The sequence below is a fragment of the Variovorax paradoxus genome, assembly GCF_029919115.1.
In the GTDB taxonomy this organism is placed as follows: Bacteria; Pseudomonadota; Gammaproteobacteria; order Burkholderiales; family Burkholderiaceae_C; genus Variovorax; species Variovorax paradoxus_O.
Window position 1 is genome coordinate 2,988,922 of the sequence record NZ_CP123990.1, and the last position, 15,798, is coordinate 3,004,719.

General features: G+C 63.7%; 14 protein-coding genes. 8 read left to right on the forward strand and 6 right to left on the reverse strand.

Going from position 1 to position 15,798, the window contains the following annotated elements; all coding sequences use genetic code 11:
* Window positions 1–15 precede the first annotated feature (15 nt).
* Window positions 16–993 carry a tripartite tricarboxylate transporter substrate-binding protein gene (locus QHG62_RS14595; RefSeq protein ID WP_281146365.1) on the reverse strand — a complete coding sequence of 326 codons (978 nt, stop codon included), beginning with the start codon at window positions 991–993 and terminating at the stop codon, window positions 16–18.
* A 29-nt stretch (window positions 994–1,022) separates the two neighbouring features.
* Window positions 1,023–2,189: a mandelate racemase/muconate lactonizing enzyme family protein gene (locus QHG62_RS14600; RefSeq protein WP_281146366.1), complete on the reverse strand. Its 1,167-nt coding sequence runs from the start codon at window positions 2,187–2,189 to the stop codon at window positions 1,023–1,025.
* A 103-nt stretch (window positions 2,190–2,292) separates the two neighbouring features.
* Here QHG62_RS14600 and QHG62_RS14605 point away from each other — a divergent pair, with 103 nt between their 5' ends.
* The 6 genes from QHG62_RS14605 to QHG62_RS14630 all read left to right on the forward strand — a co-directional run bounded on the left by QHG62_RS14605 (window position 2,293) and on the right by QHG62_RS14630 (window position 5,544).
* Window positions 2,293–3,234, forward strand: a complete 942-nt coding sequence (locus tag QHG62_RS14605; RefSeq protein ID WP_432445615.1) for a LysR substrate-binding domain-containing protein — start codon at window positions 2,293–2,295, stop codon at window positions 3,232–3,234.
* A complete protein-coding gene (locus QHG62_RS14610; RefSeq protein WP_281146368.1) occupies window positions 3,224–3,574 on the forward strand; it encodes a VOC family protein in 351 nt (116 codons plus the stop codon). Before QHG62_RS14605 ends, QHG62_RS14610 begins: the two co-directional genes overlap by 11 nt.
* A 110-nt stretch (window positions 3,575–3,684) precedes the next feature.
* Window positions 3,685–3,960, forward strand: a complete 276-nt coding sequence (locus QHG62_RS14615) for a hypothetical protein (protein WP_281146369.1) — start codon at window positions 3,685–3,687, stop codon at window positions 3,958–3,960.
* Window positions 3,961–4,181: 221 nt separating this feature from the next.
* Window positions 4,182–4,613 (forward strand): hypothetical protein, encoded by a 432-nt coding sequence (locus QHG62_RS14620; RefSeq protein WP_281146370.1) that lies wholly within the window; start codon window positions 4,182–4,184, stop codon window positions 4,611–4,613.
* A 129-nt stretch (window positions 4,614–4,742) separates the two neighbouring features.
* On the forward strand, window positions 4,743–5,060 hold the full coding sequence (locus QHG62_RS14625) for a hypothetical protein (RefSeq protein ID WP_281146371.1): 318 nt from the start codon (window positions 4,743–4,745) through the stop codon (window positions 5,058–5,060).
* 217 nt (window positions 5,061–5,277) lie between these two features.
* Complete coding sequence (locus QHG62_RS14630) at window positions 5,278–5,544, forward strand: hypothetical protein (protein ID WP_281146372.1); 267 nt, start codon at window positions 5,278–5,280, stop codon at window positions 5,542–5,544.
* An 832-nt stretch (window positions 5,545–6,376) separates the two neighbouring features.
* Here the strand turns inward: QHG62_RS14630 and QHG62_RS14635 are convergent.
* Window positions 6,377–7,267, reverse strand: a complete 891-nt coding sequence (locus QHG62_RS14635) for a LysR family transcriptional regulator (RefSeq protein ID WP_281146373.1) — start codon at window positions 7,265–7,267, stop codon at window positions 6,377–6,379.
* A gap of 361 nt (window positions 7,268–7,628) precedes the next feature.
* Between QHG62_RS14635 and QHG62_RS14640 the strand changes: the two genes are divergently transcribed.
* Entirely contained in the window at window positions 7,629–8,381 is a 753-nt protein-coding gene (locus QHG62_RS14640; protein ID WP_281146374.1) for a helix-turn-helix domain-containing protein, read from the forward strand.
* A gap of 374 nt (window positions 8,382–8,755) precedes the next feature.
* Window positions 8,756–13,459 (forward strand): autotransporter outer membrane beta-barrel domain-containing protein, encoded by a 4,704-nt coding sequence (locus QHG62_RS14645; RefSeq protein ID WP_281146375.1) that lies wholly within the window; start codon window positions 8,756–8,758, stop codon window positions 13,457–13,459.
* Window positions 13,460–13,698: 239 nt separating this feature from the next.
* Here QHG62_RS14645 and QHG62_RS14650 read toward each other — a convergent pair whose 3' ends face one another.
* The 3 genes from QHG62_RS14650 to QHG62_RS14660 all read right to left on the reverse strand — a co-directional run bounded on the left by QHG62_RS14650 (window position 13,699) and on the right by QHG62_RS14660 (window position 15,727).
* Window positions 13,699–14,154, reverse strand: a complete 456-nt coding sequence (locus QHG62_RS14650; RefSeq protein ID WP_281146376.1) for a carboxymuconolactone decarboxylase family protein — start codon at window positions 14,152–14,154, stop codon at window positions 13,699–13,701.
* Window positions 14,151–14,606, reverse strand: a complete 456-nt coding sequence (locus QHG62_RS14655; protein WP_432445529.1) for a cupin domain-containing protein — start codon at window positions 14,604–14,606, stop codon at window positions 14,151–14,153. Before QHG62_RS14655 ends, QHG62_RS14650 begins: the two co-directional genes overlap by 4 nt.
* A 140-nt stretch (window positions 14,607–14,746) precedes the next feature.
* The gene (locus QHG62_RS14660) at window positions 14,747–15,727 is read right to left on the reverse strand and encodes a LysR substrate-binding domain-containing protein (protein WP_281146377.1); all 981 of its coding nucleotides are present in this window, start codon (window positions 15,725–15,727) and stop codon (window positions 14,747–14,749) included.
* Window positions 15,728–15,798: the final 71 nt, after the last annotated feature.

Genomic DNA, 15,798 nt, shown 5'->3' on the forward strand with positions numbered 1-15,798 from the left:
TCTTCATGCTTGCGCTCAATCGGCGTACTCGCCGGCGTCCTTGATGACCTGCGACCAGCGGATCTTCTCAGCTTCCACGAACTTCCTGTGGCCGGCCGGGGTCAGGCGGTCGTCATTCACAACGGTGAGGCCCAGCGCCTCTTCGCGCTTGATGAGCTCCGGATCCTTCAAGGCGGCGCGAAGCGCTGCGTTCAACTTGTCCAACACCGCGGGCGGTGTTCCCTTGGGCGCATACAAGCCGTGCCAGACCTGTACGTCGAAGTCCTTGAGCCCGGATTCCGACAGCGTGGCAGTGTCCTTGAGCGATGGCAGCGGCAGGCGCTTGAGGCTCGTGATGCCGTAGACCTTGACCTTCTTGCCCTCGATTTGCGGAACAGCGTTGGTGGCCTGCTCGCACATGAGATCGACCTGCCCGCCAATGAGGTCTGTCATGGCCGGCGCGGTTCCTTTGTAGGGCACCGCGGTCATGGTGGTCTTGAGCGCGCTCTGGAACATCAAGCCGCACAGATGCGACGCAGAGCCCAGCCCTGCATGGGCCAGGTTGACCTTTCCGCCGTTCGCCGCAACCCACTTGCGCAAGTCCGCGAAGCTGTTGGCTTCCAGGCTCGGCTTGCCGATCACCACCGAAGGGGCTTCGTTGATCAGGCCCAGCATCTCGAAGTCATCGGGCACCTTGTAAGGGAGCTTGCGATACAGCGCGGGCGCGGTAGCCATGCCGATGTGGTGCACCAGCAGCGTGTAGCCGTCCGGCGCGGCGCGCGCCACCTTGGCCGAGCCGATGGTGCCGCCCGCACCGGCTGCGTTGTCGACGACCACGGTCTGGCCGAGCGGCTTGCGCAGGGCCTCGGCCAGGTCGCGGGCGATCTTGTCGCTCGGGCCGCCGGCCGCGAACGGGACAACCAGCGTGACGGGCTTGTCCGGAAAGTCTGCAGAGGCCAACGTGGCCGAAGCCAGCAGGCCAATCCCCACGGCATGGCGCCAGATGCTTTTCATGGTGTTGTCTCCTTTGTGGGTTACCTGCTTCAGGCTGAAAGCGCTTGCATCTCGCGGTACAGGTCGGCCTTGCCCTCAAAGCCGATCCCCGGCAAGTCGGGCAGGGTCACGAAGCTGTTCTCGACCTTCACGCCATCGGGGAACCCGCCGAACGGCTGGAACAGGTCGGGGTAGGACTCGTTGCCGCCAAGGCCGAGGCCGGCCGCGATGTTCAGCGACATCTGGTGCCCGCCGTGCGGGATGCAGCGGCTGGCCGACCAGCCATGTTCCTTCAACATGTCCAGCGTGCGCAGGTACTCGACAAGGCCGTAGCTGAGCGCGCAGTCGAACTGCAGCCAGTCGCGGTCCGGGCGCATGCCGCCGTAGCGGATCAGGTTGCGCGCATCCTGCATCGAGAAAAGGTCTTCCCCCGTGGCCATCGGGTTCTTGTAGAAATTGCGGAGGGCCGCTTGCAGTTCGAAGTCCAGCGGGTCGCCCGGCTCCTCGTACCAGAACAGGTCGTACTGCGACAGGGCCTTGGCATAGGCAATCGCGGTTTCCAGGTCGAAGCGGCCGTTGGCGTCGACGCAGAGCTTCTGGCCGTCCTGCAGCACTTCCATGATCGAGTCGATGCGGCGCAGGTCTTCGTCGAGAGAGGCTCCGCCGATCTTCTTCTTCACGACCGTGTAGCCGCGGTCGATGTAGCTGCGCATCTCGTCCTTCAGCTTTCCATGGTCCTGCCCCGGGTAGTAGTAGCCGCCCGCCGCGTAGACGAAGATCTTGCGGTTGGGCTTGCCGTTGCCGTAGCGGTCGGCCAGCAATTGAAACAGCGGCTTGCCTTCGATCTTGGCCACCGCGTCCCACACCGCCATGTCGATGGTGCCGATGGCCACCGAGCGCTCGCCATGGCCGCCCGGCTTCTCATTGGTGAACATGGTGTTCCAGATCTTGTGCGGATCGAGGTTGTTGCCGCTGTCGTCGACGAGGGACGCCGGATTCGCTTCCATGATGCGCGGAATGAACCGCTCGCGCATCAGCTTGCCCTGGCCGTAGCGGCCGTTGGAGTTGAAGCCGTAGCCGACGACCGGCTTGCCATCGCGGATCACGTCGGTGATCACTGCGACCAGGCTCAACGTCATCTTGCTAAAGTCGATGTAGGCGTTGCGAATGGGCGAGCTGATGGGGATGGTCTTCTCGCGGATTTCGACGATCTTCACGGTTGTCTCCAGAACGGGTGAGTGGGAGACTGAATGGTCGGCCGTGCCGTCTTTTTGGGCCAATGTTCAATTTCTCAACTTCTATGCGCTGGACGAACCGGACATGAACCTGATCTGGCTTGACGACTTCCTGGCGTTGGCAGCAACGGGCAACTTCTCGCGTGCGGCAGACGAGCGCCACAGCTCCCAACCCGCATTCAGCCGCCGCATTCGCGCGCTGGAGGAGTGGATCGGCGCCGACTTGTTCGACCGCAGCACACAGCCCGCCACGCTCACCGAAGTTGGTGAGTGGTTTGCAGGCGTGGCGCAGGAATTGATCGCGAGGGTGGCCCGCGTGCCGGGCGACGCGAGGAAGATCGCGGAGGCCAGTTCGGTCACCTTGCGCATTGCGTGCACGCATGCGCTTTCCATGACCTTCCTGCCGCGATGGATCCGCAGTCTCGAGTCCAGCATTACGCTCGGGCCGGTGCAACTCATGTCCGACGTTCTCCAGCGTTGCGAATCGCTGATGCTGCAGAGCAAGGTGCAGTTCGTACTGAGCCACGCGCATCCTGATGCGCATGGCGCGCTCGATGCCGCCCCCTACCAGTCGGCCCCGATCGGCGAAGACATGCTGATCGCCGTGTCGGCGCCCAACAACTCCGGCAAGCCGCTGCATCAGCTTTCACGCAAGGGCGCAGCTGCCGTGCCGGTGCTCTTGTACACCGAAGAATCCGGACTGGGACGCATCATGCGTGCCGTAGTGAGCCGGCGCCTGGAGTCGCAAGCGGCACAGGCCATCTTCACGGCACATCTCGCCTCAGTCCTCCGGACGATGGCACTGGACGGCAGGGGCATCGCTTGGCTGCCGCAGACCCTCGTCGAGGAAGACATTGGCCAAGGGCGCCTTGTCGCCGCAGCGAGCGGCGAGTGGGACGTTCCGCTGCAAATAAGGCTCTACCGGGACAGCGAACTCTTGGGGAAGGCCGCGAATGAATTCTGGAGTGCCGCAATAGAGTGGGGGAGCGGCCTCCACGAAAGCAAAAGGAAGCAAGTTGCAAGTTAAGCGGATAGTCGCCAATTTCGCGGTGCTCGACCCGGGCCTGGCCCGGACGTTCTACCAGGATGTTCTTGGCCTCGAGCTCTTGATGGACCATGGATGGATCCAGACCTTTGGCTCTGCGGCCGAGATGACCGTGCAGGTAAGCTTTGCCGCAGAAGGTGGCTCCGGCACGCCGGTGCCGGACCTGTCGATTGAAGTGGATGATCTGAATGCTGCACTCGAGGGCATGAAAGCGGCCGGGTTCTCGATCGAGTACGGACCTGTCGACGAACCTTGGGGAGTCCGCCGTTTCTTCGTTCGCGACCCATTCGGGAGGCTGGTCAATATCCTCGCGCATGTATGAGAATCGGCGGGAGGCATGGCTTCTACGACGGGAATCGGCCATAAGCAGTCACCCAGCCGCAAGGCAGAATTCGCCCAGAAGCAGCCATTGGCATCGCACGCTTAGAGAACATGAACCCAACCGCTCCTTTGGCGCTTTCGGCGCTCCCAGACCCGACGGACCGACAGGCGGTGTTCGCGTTCGCAATGACGTTCAACGGGTATGAGCACTTCGGGTCGAGCGAAGCGGCGCTCGCCGCGGCCCGTGAGCGCCGGCGGTCTTCGTTGGTTGATGTTCGCAATGAGCTCTTCCTCGCCGCCCGAGCCTCGCGACATGGAGACAACGGCGACTACCTTGAGCGCTATCGGGAACTGCTGCCTGTCTTCCAGCGCCTACTCGCTGCGTAGCGGGTGAGGCCCGCACACAATGGAAATGCTGAATACGGCCAGAACCCGACGTTCGCTGACTTGGTCCAGTTCGCTCCGAAGCCGACCTTCGCAGCGCGCATACGACAACCTCTGATGGTCGATTGAGCGCCCGCCTTGAAGTGCGTGCGCACAAACTGACCTCTCATGAACAATGGGCACCTATGTCCCGTCTCGCTGCCTTCCTTCTTTTTTTCATTCACATGGCCACCTACGCAGGCAGCTTCTTTCCGCCCGAATACAAGCAATTCGCCTTCAAGGAGGGCGATGTGCTAGCGAGCAATCGAAGCGACGGCAAGTTTGCAGTCAATAAAATCCTCAAAGTGGACCGCTTCGATTTCAAGAAAGGCACCGCAATCAGCATCCAGGGCAAGCCCTTCGTCGCGACGGAAGATGACTACTTGTTGATCGTGAGCTGCGCGCTCGGTGAAGCGGAGTTCAAGTCACTTGATGAAGCCCGCCAGGCTGCGAAGGCGGGGCGCTGGACGATTAAGCTCGGGCATGTTCCCAATCGGTCGCCCGGGGCGGCAGCCGGACAAATTCTTGTAGGCAGTGCGCCGGTTTCTGAGGCTGAGCTCACAGGCTACCGTCAGTGGAAAGCAGCCTTCGAAAGAGGAGAGGCAGGCATTTTTTGACGCCCTGGACCCAACTTTAAGAGCGGGCGGCGGGGCCCCAACGACGGTGGGGCAACAATGAAGATTGGTTTGGGCCCGCCACAGCCGGTCCGCATGCGGCGGAATCCGGCCCAAACCAGACGCTCGCCCATGTTCCAGAATCTGGGCGCACAAACGGCATCTCTAGGAAGACTCGGCATGGGGAAGAGTTGGGGTATCGCTAGGTTCTATGGCATGGGCTCCATGGAGTACCGGCTGGAATCCGGAGAATGGTTGGCAGACAGTAGGCTCTTTGATGGAGCATCGATTCAGCTGTTCGAGACGATGGCCGAGGCAGATGCTCGAGCCGAGAAGCTCGACCAGCAAGCCCAGCCTCATGGTGTTCAGTTCATGATCGATTCCCAAGGTAAGGTGCTTACCGTGCGAAAAAAGGAAACCAATCAATCAAAGAAGATCGGTCGTCGCTAGGCCGGACCTGGCCACAACCGGCCCGTGTCTCCCATCGCTCAACTGATTCGAACCCCTATATGTGGCCCTTCAAAAAAAGCGCGTCGGTCTCGCCAGCTCACGCCATCCCGCCTTCAGAAAAGGTTGTAGAGGCCACGGGCGGTCGAGACAGCCCGGTTTACTGCCGCGTTGAATTCGAGTCGAATGGCGAGAAGAGCGCGTCGACGTTTGCGACTTCGTGAATCTGGAAGACAGGGGCATCACGCTGTTCGTGCGGGTCAAGCGAATTGGTGGCGAAACATCGGTACCGGTGACCATTGCGCGGGCCACGCTTGAAGCTCGCTTCGGAGCGGGACCCGGCGACAAGGATCTCGCTCATGCTTACTTGGTCCAACGAGCGGCGATCAACGCCAAAGTGTTGGAACTTGCTCCAGCCGGCGACGTGTACACGGACGCCAACCCGATGCTTTTGGGAGCAACTAGACACATATGTGGAAAACTCTAACGTGCGTGAATTTCTGCCGATATGTGGGTTGATCGAGACAGTGTGGTGGCGCTCACGGACGCGAGAAATCGAAGCGCGGGCTGATGGAGCGCTGATCGCGCCGATGGCCGCAAATAGTACGATCTATCTCCCCTGCATTAGCCGATTTGAAAGTACTGGAGCAACGCTATGGCGCCTTCGGAGCGTTTTCATCACGGAGAGTGGACGTTCGACTTGTTTGTTCTGCCGGCGGAAGATGGCAGCAGCTTTTCCGGCACCGTAGACATTTCCCGAGGCCGCACCCATCGCTGCAAGCTAGTGCTGGCCAAGCCTGCAACGTCGCGAGAGGTGGGGATTGCGGAACTGAGGGCGCAATGCCTGACATGGGTGGCAGGCCAAATGACGGCGCCCGATTGAGGCAACATCCAGCCAACACTGGTGATCAACGAAAGGCTCGCCTCTGCGAGGGACCCGACCTCCTGAGTACGTTCACGAAGTGGCGCTTGGCCACATCCCGGGCGTGTTTCGCCAATGCTTGTTCGTCCGGGCTGGGCGCCGACGACTCGCCGCGAAAGTAGGCGACGAGTCTCCTGTTCACGCAGGCCTCCGCCTGGCGCGCGAGCCGTTCCGACTCCCTCCATATTTGCAGAGATTCAGCAAACTGCGATTCACGTTTTGCCATGGTGATTCGAGCAACTTAACGGCCCGATCATGGCTCGTCGAGCGGCCTTGAGCGTAGGAGAATTCCGCAAACGCCGAGACGTTCTTTAATGGATGAGGTCAAGCAGCGTCGAAAAACAACCTTTGCCCAACCTTGCCGATTTATAGCTCGCAAGCTCTGCTGGCGGCGTCATCATCGCGCCGGCAGCCTGCTGATGATGAGCTCGGCCATCGGCGAAGGTGTTCGGCCCCGCAATGTGACAACGCCCATTTCCGATGCCTGCACTGGCAGGCCGCTGACTTCCAGCGGATGAAGCTCGCCGGCCGCGACCTCTTCCTTGACCGCGGCATGCGGGGCGGCCAGCACCGAGTCGCAGGCGAGCGCCACTTTTTTCAGCAAGCCGACGTCGTCGCATTCGAGCGCAAGCGAAAGCTCGGCCGGCGACGCAAGGCCAAGCAGTTGAGAGACCACGGCGCGCACACCAGGTGGCAGCCGCACCGAAAGAACGCCGTGCGGCCACAGCTGCGGCATCGTGACGGACTTGTGCGCCGCCAAGGGGTGGCCTGAGCGCACGTAGAAACCTCCCGGTTCGCGGCGCACGGCACGGATGTGCAGGTTGGGGTCGGGCGGCAGGTTCCTGGTGTCGGCAACGAAGAACTCGATGTCCTCTTCGAGCAGGCGCTTCAGCAGCAGTTGCCAATTGCTGATCTCCACGCGCAGGTTGATGCCCGGAAACTCGCATCGCATCTCCGTCAGCAGCTGCGACAGAAGGGTCGCCGCCGGAAAAGGGCCGATGCCGAAAGCCATATCGCCCAGGCTGCGGCTGCGGTAGAGCTCCACGTCGCGCTCCAGGCAGCGACTGTTGAAGACGAGCTGCCGGGCGCGTGCAACGACGAATTCACCGGCCGGTGTAGTCACCACTTCGTTCGTTCCGCGATCGAACAGCTGCAGGCCCAGCTCGGCTTCCGCCGCCTGGATGCTGCGGGTGAGGGCGGGCTGGCTCAGGTGCACCTGCTCGGCAGCCCGAATGAAGCTGCGCCGATCGGCCACGGCAACGATATGACTCCAGCGCTTGAGGTCCATGGGGCTCCTTGCGGCCCCTCGAGGCCAATTGCATCCACTGCATTGATCTTGGGTGCAGTATGCATTGGACTTAATTGGCGCTCATCAGAACAATCGCGCCGGAAAAACCCGCCGGCGTTCCATACACCGGCGCCATAACAACACGGAGAGACAACCCCGGTGAACCTCGTCGCGAACATCGTGCTGGCCACGAATTGCGCCGTTGCCAGCACTGCGTGCCCCGCCCGCTTCCCCTGCGGGAAGCGATCGACTCGCGAGAGCCCCTTTGCAAATTGCTGTTCTAGATCCTTCACTTCGAACCCGAGAGCTCGCGAGGCGGGCCATCTGCAGGCTGGGCCATGTGCCTGTGGTCTTCACCCACGTGAACGAACTTCAGGCGCGCGCCAATGAGGTCGGCAGCTTCCGCTTGCTGCTGCTCGCGTGTCCGCACGACCCTGCGGTGTTTCAGCCGCTCGTCGCGCATGTACGCGAGATTCTGGGGCAGCAGGTGCCGCTCGTCCTCGGCGCCTCCAAGCGGCAGTTCCGGATGATGTCGGCCTTGTACGGGGACGAGTCTTCGACCGTGGCGCACGCGCCGTCATCGTTCGAAGACACCTACCGCTTGCTGGAGGCTGCCCTGGTGCGCCGCAAAGAGCCCATCCCCGCGCGGGTGCTCGAATGGCGGGGCTACCGTGTGCTGCTGGACCAGGACAAGGCAGAGTTTGCCGGCACACCCATCAGGCTGCGGCCCCGCGAGCTCGACTTGGCAGTTGCCTTCTTCCGCAATGTCGACCGGGTTCTGACGCGCGAATGGCTCTTTGCGAATGTGTGGGGACGAAAGGTAGAGAACGGCGCTCTGTCGAACGCGTGGGGACGCAAGCAAGAGAACGGCTCTCTCTCGCGTGCGCTGGACGTCTGCGTATCGGGCTTGCGCACAAAGCTTGGGCTGCGCTTCAGGCTCCAGGCCATCTGGGGCCAGGGCTACCAACTGAGCGACGAGCCATGGTCCCTGGATGACCAGAGACCACTCGGTTTTTTTGGCCGGGCAGGTTGCGAGCGCGGCGGCATCGCCGAGGCGATTCGCCCTGAGAAAAAAAGCCTTCCGGTTCCGCACGGTGGTGGACCGGATGAGTGAGGTCTGTCCAGTGCGAACCTTCGTTCGCGCCCCTGCAAATGAGCGAGAACTTCTTGCTTATTGATTGGAGCATATGAAGGGGATAGAAACGGGCACACGCGTCGCCGTCCTCGACGACGATCCGATTCAGCTGGAATTGGTCGCCCACACGATGCACTTCGTCGACTGCGTATCTCCTCCCTTCAAAGGCGCGGCAAATCTGTTGCCGCACACGCCTTGGCCACACCACCACCCGCAGGCAAGCAACCCGCTCGATCGAGCCCGACGCGGAGTCGCTGACGTGAAAGTTGTCGTTCCCCGCCCCGCACGCCTGATCGACGACGCAGGCCTGCTTGTTCTTCTTCTTAAAACAATGCATCGAGGAGACCACCACCATGAACAAGTCGTATTTCAGCGTCTGGAATACAGCGCTCTCGTCCTGGGTCGCTGTTCCTGAGACCGCGTGCGCGCATTGCAGCGCCGCGTCTCGGGAGGGTGATGGGTGCGGGCGCGGTGGCAGCTCGTTGCGGCGCACGGCGCTTGCCCTCGCGTTGACGCTTGCGTGGGGCGTTCCGGCTTCGGCGGCCACGCTCTACTGGGACACCACCGGAACCGCAGCCGGCTTGGGCGGAGCCGGAACATGGGACACGACCAATGCGTTCTGGAACACCAACGCGACAGGCACTGGCGGCACCGCATCCGCCTGGAACAACAGCAATGTCGACAGCGCTGTCTTCGCCGGAACTGCGGGCACGGTGTCGCTTGGCGTACCGGTCACTGCGGGCAACCTGAACTTCAACGTCACCGGTTACACGCTTGCCGGTTCGACGCTCACCCTTGCGGGAACGCCGACCCTCACTACCGGCTTGAATGTGACGGCGACCATCAGCTCTGCCATCGCGGGCACGGCAGGTGTGATCAAGGCAGGTGCGGGCACGTTGACACTCAGCGGCGCCAACACCTTCAGCGGCGGCATCACCGTCAATGCCGGCATCCTCAGCGTCAATGGGGATGCCGCGCTTGGCGCCGCAAGCAACGGCATCGTGATGGCGGGCGGCACGCAGCTTGTTGCCAACACCGGCACCGTGCTGCCGGCCAGCCGGGTGGTCACGCTTGCCAGCGGCAATGTCACCGTGAACGGCTCGCGCTTGGGCGCTGCGCGCTACACCGGTGCGGGCGGGCTCACGGCAATCGCCGCGTCGATGACCTTGAGCAACAACGCCAACGACTACACCGGGCAGACGCAGTACCTGCCAGCAGGCAGCGGCACCCTTTCGTTCACGTCCATCGCCGATCTGGGCGTGGCCAGTGCCCTGGGTGCACCGACCACCGTCGGCAACGGCACCGTTCTCGTCGCGCCTACGAGTGGCACCGCGACTCTCGCGTATACCGGCACGGGTGGCAGTTCCAATCGCAACTTCACATTTCAAAACCCGGCTTCCAGCTTGGGGACTCGGCTTCGCCATTCGGGCAGCGGCACCTTGACTTTGACCGGCAACATCTCCTTGGGGGGTGACATCCTCGGCCTTACCAATTTCGACGCGGTGGGCGGTGACCTTGCATTGCTCGGCGTGATCAGCGATTCCGTCACACGAGCAGTAAGCTTTTCTGGGTCTACCGGACGCACCATCACGCTCGGGGGCAACAACACCTGGCGGAGCGTTGCCAGTATTTCCGGTGTGACCGTCGTCGCCCCTGTGCTCGCAAACAGGGGGATCGCCAATTCATTGGGTAGCGGCCTCGCAACCAACAACGCCGTCTCCATCGGCATATCTGCCGGCGGCGCATTGAGTTATACCGGCACGGGCGCCAGCACCAACCGCGGTTGGACCATCAACAGCGGCACGGTTCGCAACGACGGCAGCGGGGCGCTGAACCTCACGGGGCCCGTGGCGATCTCCGGCAACACGGCGACGCTCGGAGGCAGCTTCAGCGGGGCGCCCAACACCGTCTCCGGCGTGATTTCGGGCGTCGGCACACTTGCGGTCAATACGGCAGGAACCTGGGCACTCACCGGCGACAACACCTACACGGGAGGAACGACGATCACAGCCGGCATGCTGCACATCGGCAGCGGCGGCACCACTGGCTCGATCCTTGGCAACGTCACCAACAACGGCGCCCTAGTCTTCAACCGCTCGGACGCGGTTACTTTCGGCGGCGCCATTTCCGGCACGGGCACGCTCACCAAGCTCGGCGCGGACACGCTGACGCTGACTGCCGACAACACCTACACCGGCGCCACCACCATCGCGGCGGGCACCTTGCAGGTTGGCGATGGCGGGGGCACCGGTTCCATCGCGGGCGACATCACGAACAACAGCGCGCTTGTGCTCAACCGCTCAGGGGCGCTGGCACTTGGCGGTGCCATCTCCGGCGCCGGAACGATCTCGCAGATCGGCAGCGGTGTCACCACGCTCAGCGGCAACAGCAGCACGTTCTCCGGCGGCACGACTGTCAGCAACGGCACCTTGTGGGTCAACGGCACCCTGGGCAACGCGGGCAGTACGATGAGCGTGACCGGTGGCGGCACGCTCGGCGGCACCGGCACCGTCGGCGGCAGTGTCGCAATCAATGACGGCGTCCTTGCGCCGGGCAACTCCCCCGGCACGCTGACCATCAACGGCGACCTGTCGCTCGCGAGTGCATCGGTGCTCAACTACGAGTTCGGGCAGGCCGGCGTCGCCGGCGGTCCGCTCAACGACCTGACGGTGGTGGTCGGCAACCTCACGCTGGACGGCACGCTCAATGCCACCGTTTCTGCAGGCGGAGCCTACGGACCCGGCCTGTACCGGGTGATCAGCTACGGCGGCACGCTGACCGACAACGGCCTTGCGCTCGGCACCATGCCGGCGGGCAGCGTCAATTTTGTGCAGACCTCGGTTGCCGGGCAGGTGAACCTGATCAACACGGCCGGCCTCACGCTCAACTTCTGGGATGGCGGGGCAGGGCCGCTCAACAACGGCACCGTCAACGGCGGCAGCGGAATCTGGCAGGCCTCGGCGGGCAATGCCAACTGGACGGAGCTCACCGGCACCATCAACGCACCCTACGCGGACGGCACCTTCGCAATCTTCGCGGGCGCGCCCGGCACCGTCACGGTCGACAACAGCGCAGGCGCCGTCGTTTCCGGGGGCATGCAGTTCGCCGCTTCCGGCTATGTGGTGCAAGGCCAGCCGATCACGCTGGCTGCGGGCAGCAACCTTCTTCGCGTGGGTGACGGCACCGCACCGAGCGCGGGCTACGTGGCCACGATTGCTTCCGAACTCGCCGGTACCGGCGGTATCGACAAGTCGGACCTGGGCACGCTGGTGCTGACCGGGACCAACAGCTACACCGGCGGCACCACGATCAGCGCCGGTACCTTGCAGCTGGGCAACGGCGGCACGACAGGCTCTGTGGTGGGAGACGTGACCAACAACGGCACGCTGGCGTTCAATCGCTCGGACAACTTCACCTTCGGCAACGTCATCTCGGGCACCGGGGCGGTCACGCAGATGGGCCCCAACACGCTGACGCTCACAGGCGCCAACAGCTATACCGGGGCGACTACCGTGGCCGCCGGCACGCTGCGCGCGGGCGCGGCCAACACCTTCAGCGCGGCTTCGGCCTATACGGTCGCGCCGGGCGCAACGCTGGATATCAACGGGTTCGATCAAAGCGTGGCGGCGCTCGCCAACAACGGCACGGTCAACCTGGCAGGTGCGACCGCGGGCAGCGCCCTTGCAGTCCGCGGCGCCTATGTCGGCAACGCCGGCATCCTGAGAATGGGCACGGGCATTGTCGGCCGCACCAGCGTGAGCGACCGGCTCGTGCTCGATGGGCCTGCGGCAAACGCCAGCGGCAGCACCGCAATCCAGTTCACCAACCTGAGCGGGCTTGGCGCGCTCACTTCCGGCAACGGCATCGAGGTGATCAGCGGGATCAACGGTGGCACGACCACCGCGCAAACGAGCAAGAGTGCCTTCAGCCTGTTGGGTGGACACGTGGACGCGGGCGCCTACGAATACCGCCTTTATGCGGCCGATGCCCAGGGCGCTGGCGAGAACTGGTACCTGCGTTCGACCGCTCCGGCGTCGCCGCTGGCGCCGCCCACCACAGCGCCAATACCCGCACTGTTGCCCGTTCCCACCTACCGCGCCGAAGTCCCGCTGCTGTCCGCGCTGCCCAGCCAGCTGCGCCAGATGGACCTGGCGATGATCGGCAACCTGCACCAGCGCATCGGCGACGACGACGTCAAAGCCTCCGGGGTCGCGTCCAGCGGGAGCGACCGCCGGGCCTGGGGCCGCGTGATCGCCGCCGACATCGACATCCACCAGCAAGGCACCGTCAACCCGCACAGCAAGGGCAACGTCAAGGGCTTCCAAGCCGGCACCGACCTGTTCGCCACATCGAACTGGCGCGCCGGCGTGTACGTCGGCCAGCTCGACGGCCGCATCCGCGTCAACGGCTTCGCGAGCGGCATCGCCGACCTGGCCGTCGGCGCCAACGACCTGCGCAGCCAGTACCTGGGCGCCTACGGCACCTGGACCGCCGATTCGGGCTTCTACGCCGATGCCGTGCTGCAGGCCGGGCGGCACCGCTACACCGTCGAACCCCTGTCGACGCTGCGCAGCGGGGGCAAGGGCGACAGCCTGATGGCGTCCATCGAAGTGGGCCAGGCCTTTGCGCTGGGCGCGAGCGGCTGGAAGATCGAGCCGCAAGTGCAGCTGATTCACCAGCGCCTCAGCCTGGACAACGTCGCGATCTCCGGCGCGAATGTGCGGCAGGACAGCGACGACGGCTGGATTGCGCGCGTTGGCGTGCGGCTGAAGGGCGAGATCGCCACGGGCCTCGGCACGCTGCAGCCGTACGGCCGCTTCAACCTCTACAAGGCGAGCAGCGGTACCGACGTGGCCCGCTTCATCGGACCCGCCGGCGCAACCGACATCACGGGCCGCACCGGCGCCACCTCCAGCGAACTGGCCGGCGGCCTCACGCTGGCGCTGAGCCAGACGACCAGCGTCTACGGCGAAGTGGGCAAGCTCTGGGCTTCCGGCGGCGACGCGAAGGTGAAGCGCACGGTTCAAGGCTCACTGGGGCTGCGCATGAAGTGGTGAGCCCGTCGCGCCAAGGACATTCGCGTGGCCGAAGACACCAGGCGGTTTGGGGCGCATAGCAGAGAAGTAGGTTCCAACGAAGGGCTGCTTCCGCGAAATCTGTACCGCCGCTTTGGGCCCAATGCCGTCATTCACGCGATGCTCCTCATACTTGAGCTCCGCACGCACCAGAGCGCTGCAAGAAGCGCGAAGAAAACCGTACTCGCGGCGGTCCATCCAGAGCGCAGACGCGCCCGGGCCTACTTAGGCCGCACGGCCTGAGGAGTGTTTCGAAAGCTGATCGCCAGCCGGTTGTAGGTGTTCATCACGCCGATCGCGATGGTGAGGTCCACCAGTTCACGCTCGTCGAAGACCTCCCCTGCGGCTTGGAAGTCCGAATCGGGCACGCCTGTGTCGGCAACGCGCGTCACCGACTCCGCCCAGGCCAGGCTAGCCTGCTCACGAGCGTCGAACAGGTCGCCGGCTTCGCGCCAGGCCTGCACCAGCGCAAGCTTCTCCACGGGCACGCTCTTCTTCAAAAGGTCCCGCGTGTGCATGTCGAGGCAATACGCGCAGTTATTGATCTGCGAGACGCGCAGGTACACAAGATCGACAAGGACGGGTGAAAGGCCGCTCTGGGCGACGTAGCCATAGACGGCTCCGAGCGCCTTGACGCCGGCGGGGGCAAGCTGGTTGTAGTCGAGACGTTGGCTCATTGCTTCTTCTCCATGGATCCGGAATCGGATTGGGCTGCGGGCGTGGTCAGCGGAGAGTCGCCGGTGTCCGTCACAAAGACCGCCAGCAGCTTGGCGGGCTTCGTCTTGCTGGCATTGCGGCTCACGGTGTGCCGCGCGCCGGGCGGCTCGTAGAAACTCTGGCCGGCGTGCAGTAGCTGCTTCGGCCCGTCGTTTACCTGCGACTCGATGGAGCCCGAGACCACATAGGCGTAGATGAATGCGGACTTCGCATGCATGTGCGCCGGCGAGGCGGCCCCCGGCGCATAGTCGACGACGACGGCGGTCAGCGACTTGCCGGGAATATTTGGAATCTCCTGCTGGAGCGCCGGAGTGACTGTCTCGGTCTTTTCGTGCGCCGCCGCGGCGGCGCCGAAGAGGCCGGCCATGGCTGCGGCAATCAGGCCCGCAGCGAGCCGTGGTTTGTTTTTCATGTGGGTTCTCCTTGGTGAAACGGTGAAGTGCGCCATATCGATGGCTTTGCCAGCCAATGATGGGCGCCCCATGGCCCAAAGAGAACTGATGTCTTTTCAACCACGAAATGCACGTCGTGCACTTCGGCGCCCGCGTGTTGCTAGCCGAGCGATTCCTCGGCGGCATGGGCGGTCTTTGCGACCATGTCGAGCAACCACACATGCGCGGCGTCGTGCTCGTCGCGGCGGTGCCAGACGGCGCGAATGGTGGACGTGCCGGCTTGATAAGGCGGCTGCCGGCGCAGCAGGTCGCGGTCTTTCACGAGCGCCACGGCAAGCGACGCGGGAACGATGGACAGCATGTCGGTGTCACGAAGGAGTTCGGGTATCGCCAGGGAATGCGGCACGGTGATGCGTGCATGTGGCGCCTCATCTTCAGCCCGCAATGCCTCTTCGAGCGCCTGCCGGTCGAACATTTCGGACTGGCGCGCGAGGCCGCGCTCCAGGATGAATCCGCCCACGGCTCCTTCCTCCTGGCCGCCGACGGAGACGGTCACCAGCGGGTACTTTGCCATGTCGCGCAGCGTGAGCTTGCGGCGCGACGCAGGGTGGCCGCGCCGCATCAGAATGGCCTCGCCTTGGGACATGAGCGTGCGCGAGTTCAACCGTTCGGGCACTTGCGCAAAGATGCCGATGGCAAGATCGATCCGCCCCAGGTCGATCTGCTCTGCAAGGTCGAGCCGTGTGGAAGGCCGGATCACGAGCTCCACGCGCGGGGCGATCTGCTGAAGCTCGCGCGAGAGCGGTGCAATGATCACCGAGGTCAGATGGTCGTTTGCGGCAATGACGAAGCGGCGGGTCGACTCCGCCGGAGCGAAAGGTTCGACACCCAGGGTTGTCTCGATGCGGCGCAGGGCATCGCGCAGAGCCGGGGCCATGGCCGCGGCCCGGCCCGTTGGAACCATTCCCTTGCCCGTTCGCATGAACAGCTCGTCGCCGACCAGTTCGCGCAGCCTGCCGAGGGCGTGGCTCACCGCAGATTGGGTGAGGTTGAGCCGTTTGCCCGCAAGGACCAGGTTGCGCTCGTCGTAGACGGCGTCGAACACCTTCAGCAGGTTCAAGTCCATTCGGCCAATGCTCATGCTCGTTCTTCCGCAATGAATGGCGTGCATTATGAGCTTGCAAAACCAGCAGTTCCCTTCAGTTCGCTCAT

Excerpts from the sequence above, each read along its gene's own strand:
- QHG62_RS14595 (WP_281146365.1), bottom strand. The coding sequence starts at position 993 with ATGAAAAGCATCTGGCGCCATGCCGTGGGGATTGGCCTGCTGGCTTCG.
- QHG62_RS14605 (WP_432445615.1), top strand. The coding sequence starts at position 2,293 with ATGAACCTGATCTGGCTTGACGACTTCCTGGCGTTGGCAGCAACGGGC.
- QHG62_RS14615 (WP_281146369.1), top strand. The coding sequence starts at position 3,685 with ATGAACCCAACCGCTCCTTTGGCGCTTTCGGCGCTCCCAGACCCGACG.
- QHG62_RS14620 (WP_281146370.1), top strand. The coding sequence starts at position 4,182 with ATGGCCACCTACGCAGGCAGCTTCTTTCCGCCCGAATACAAGCAATTC.
- QHG62_RS14625 (WP_281146371.1), top strand. The coding sequence starts at position 4,743 with ATGTTCCAGAATCTGGGCGCACAAACGGCATCTCTAGGAAGACTCGGC.
- QHG62_RS14635 (WP_281146373.1), bottom strand. The coding sequence starts at position 7,267 with ATGGACCTCAAGCGCTGGAGTCATATCGTTGCCGTGGCCGATCGGCGC.
- QHG62_RS14645 (WP_281146375.1), top strand. The coding sequence starts at position 8,756 with ATGAACAAGTCGTATTTCAGCGTCTGGAATACAGCGCTCTCGTCCTGG.
- QHG62_RS14650 (WP_281146376.1), bottom strand. The coding sequence starts at position 14,154 with ATGAGCCAACGTCTCGACTACAACCAGCTTGCCCCCGCCGGCGTCAAG.
- QHG62_RS14655 (WP_432445529.1), bottom strand. The coding sequence starts at position 14,606 with ATGAAAAACAAACCACGGCTCGCTGCGGGCCTGATTGCCGCAGCCATG.
- QHG62_RS14660 (WP_281146377.1), bottom strand. The coding sequence starts at position 15,727 with ATGAGCATTGGCCGAATGGACTTGAACCTGCTGAAGGTGTTCGACGCC.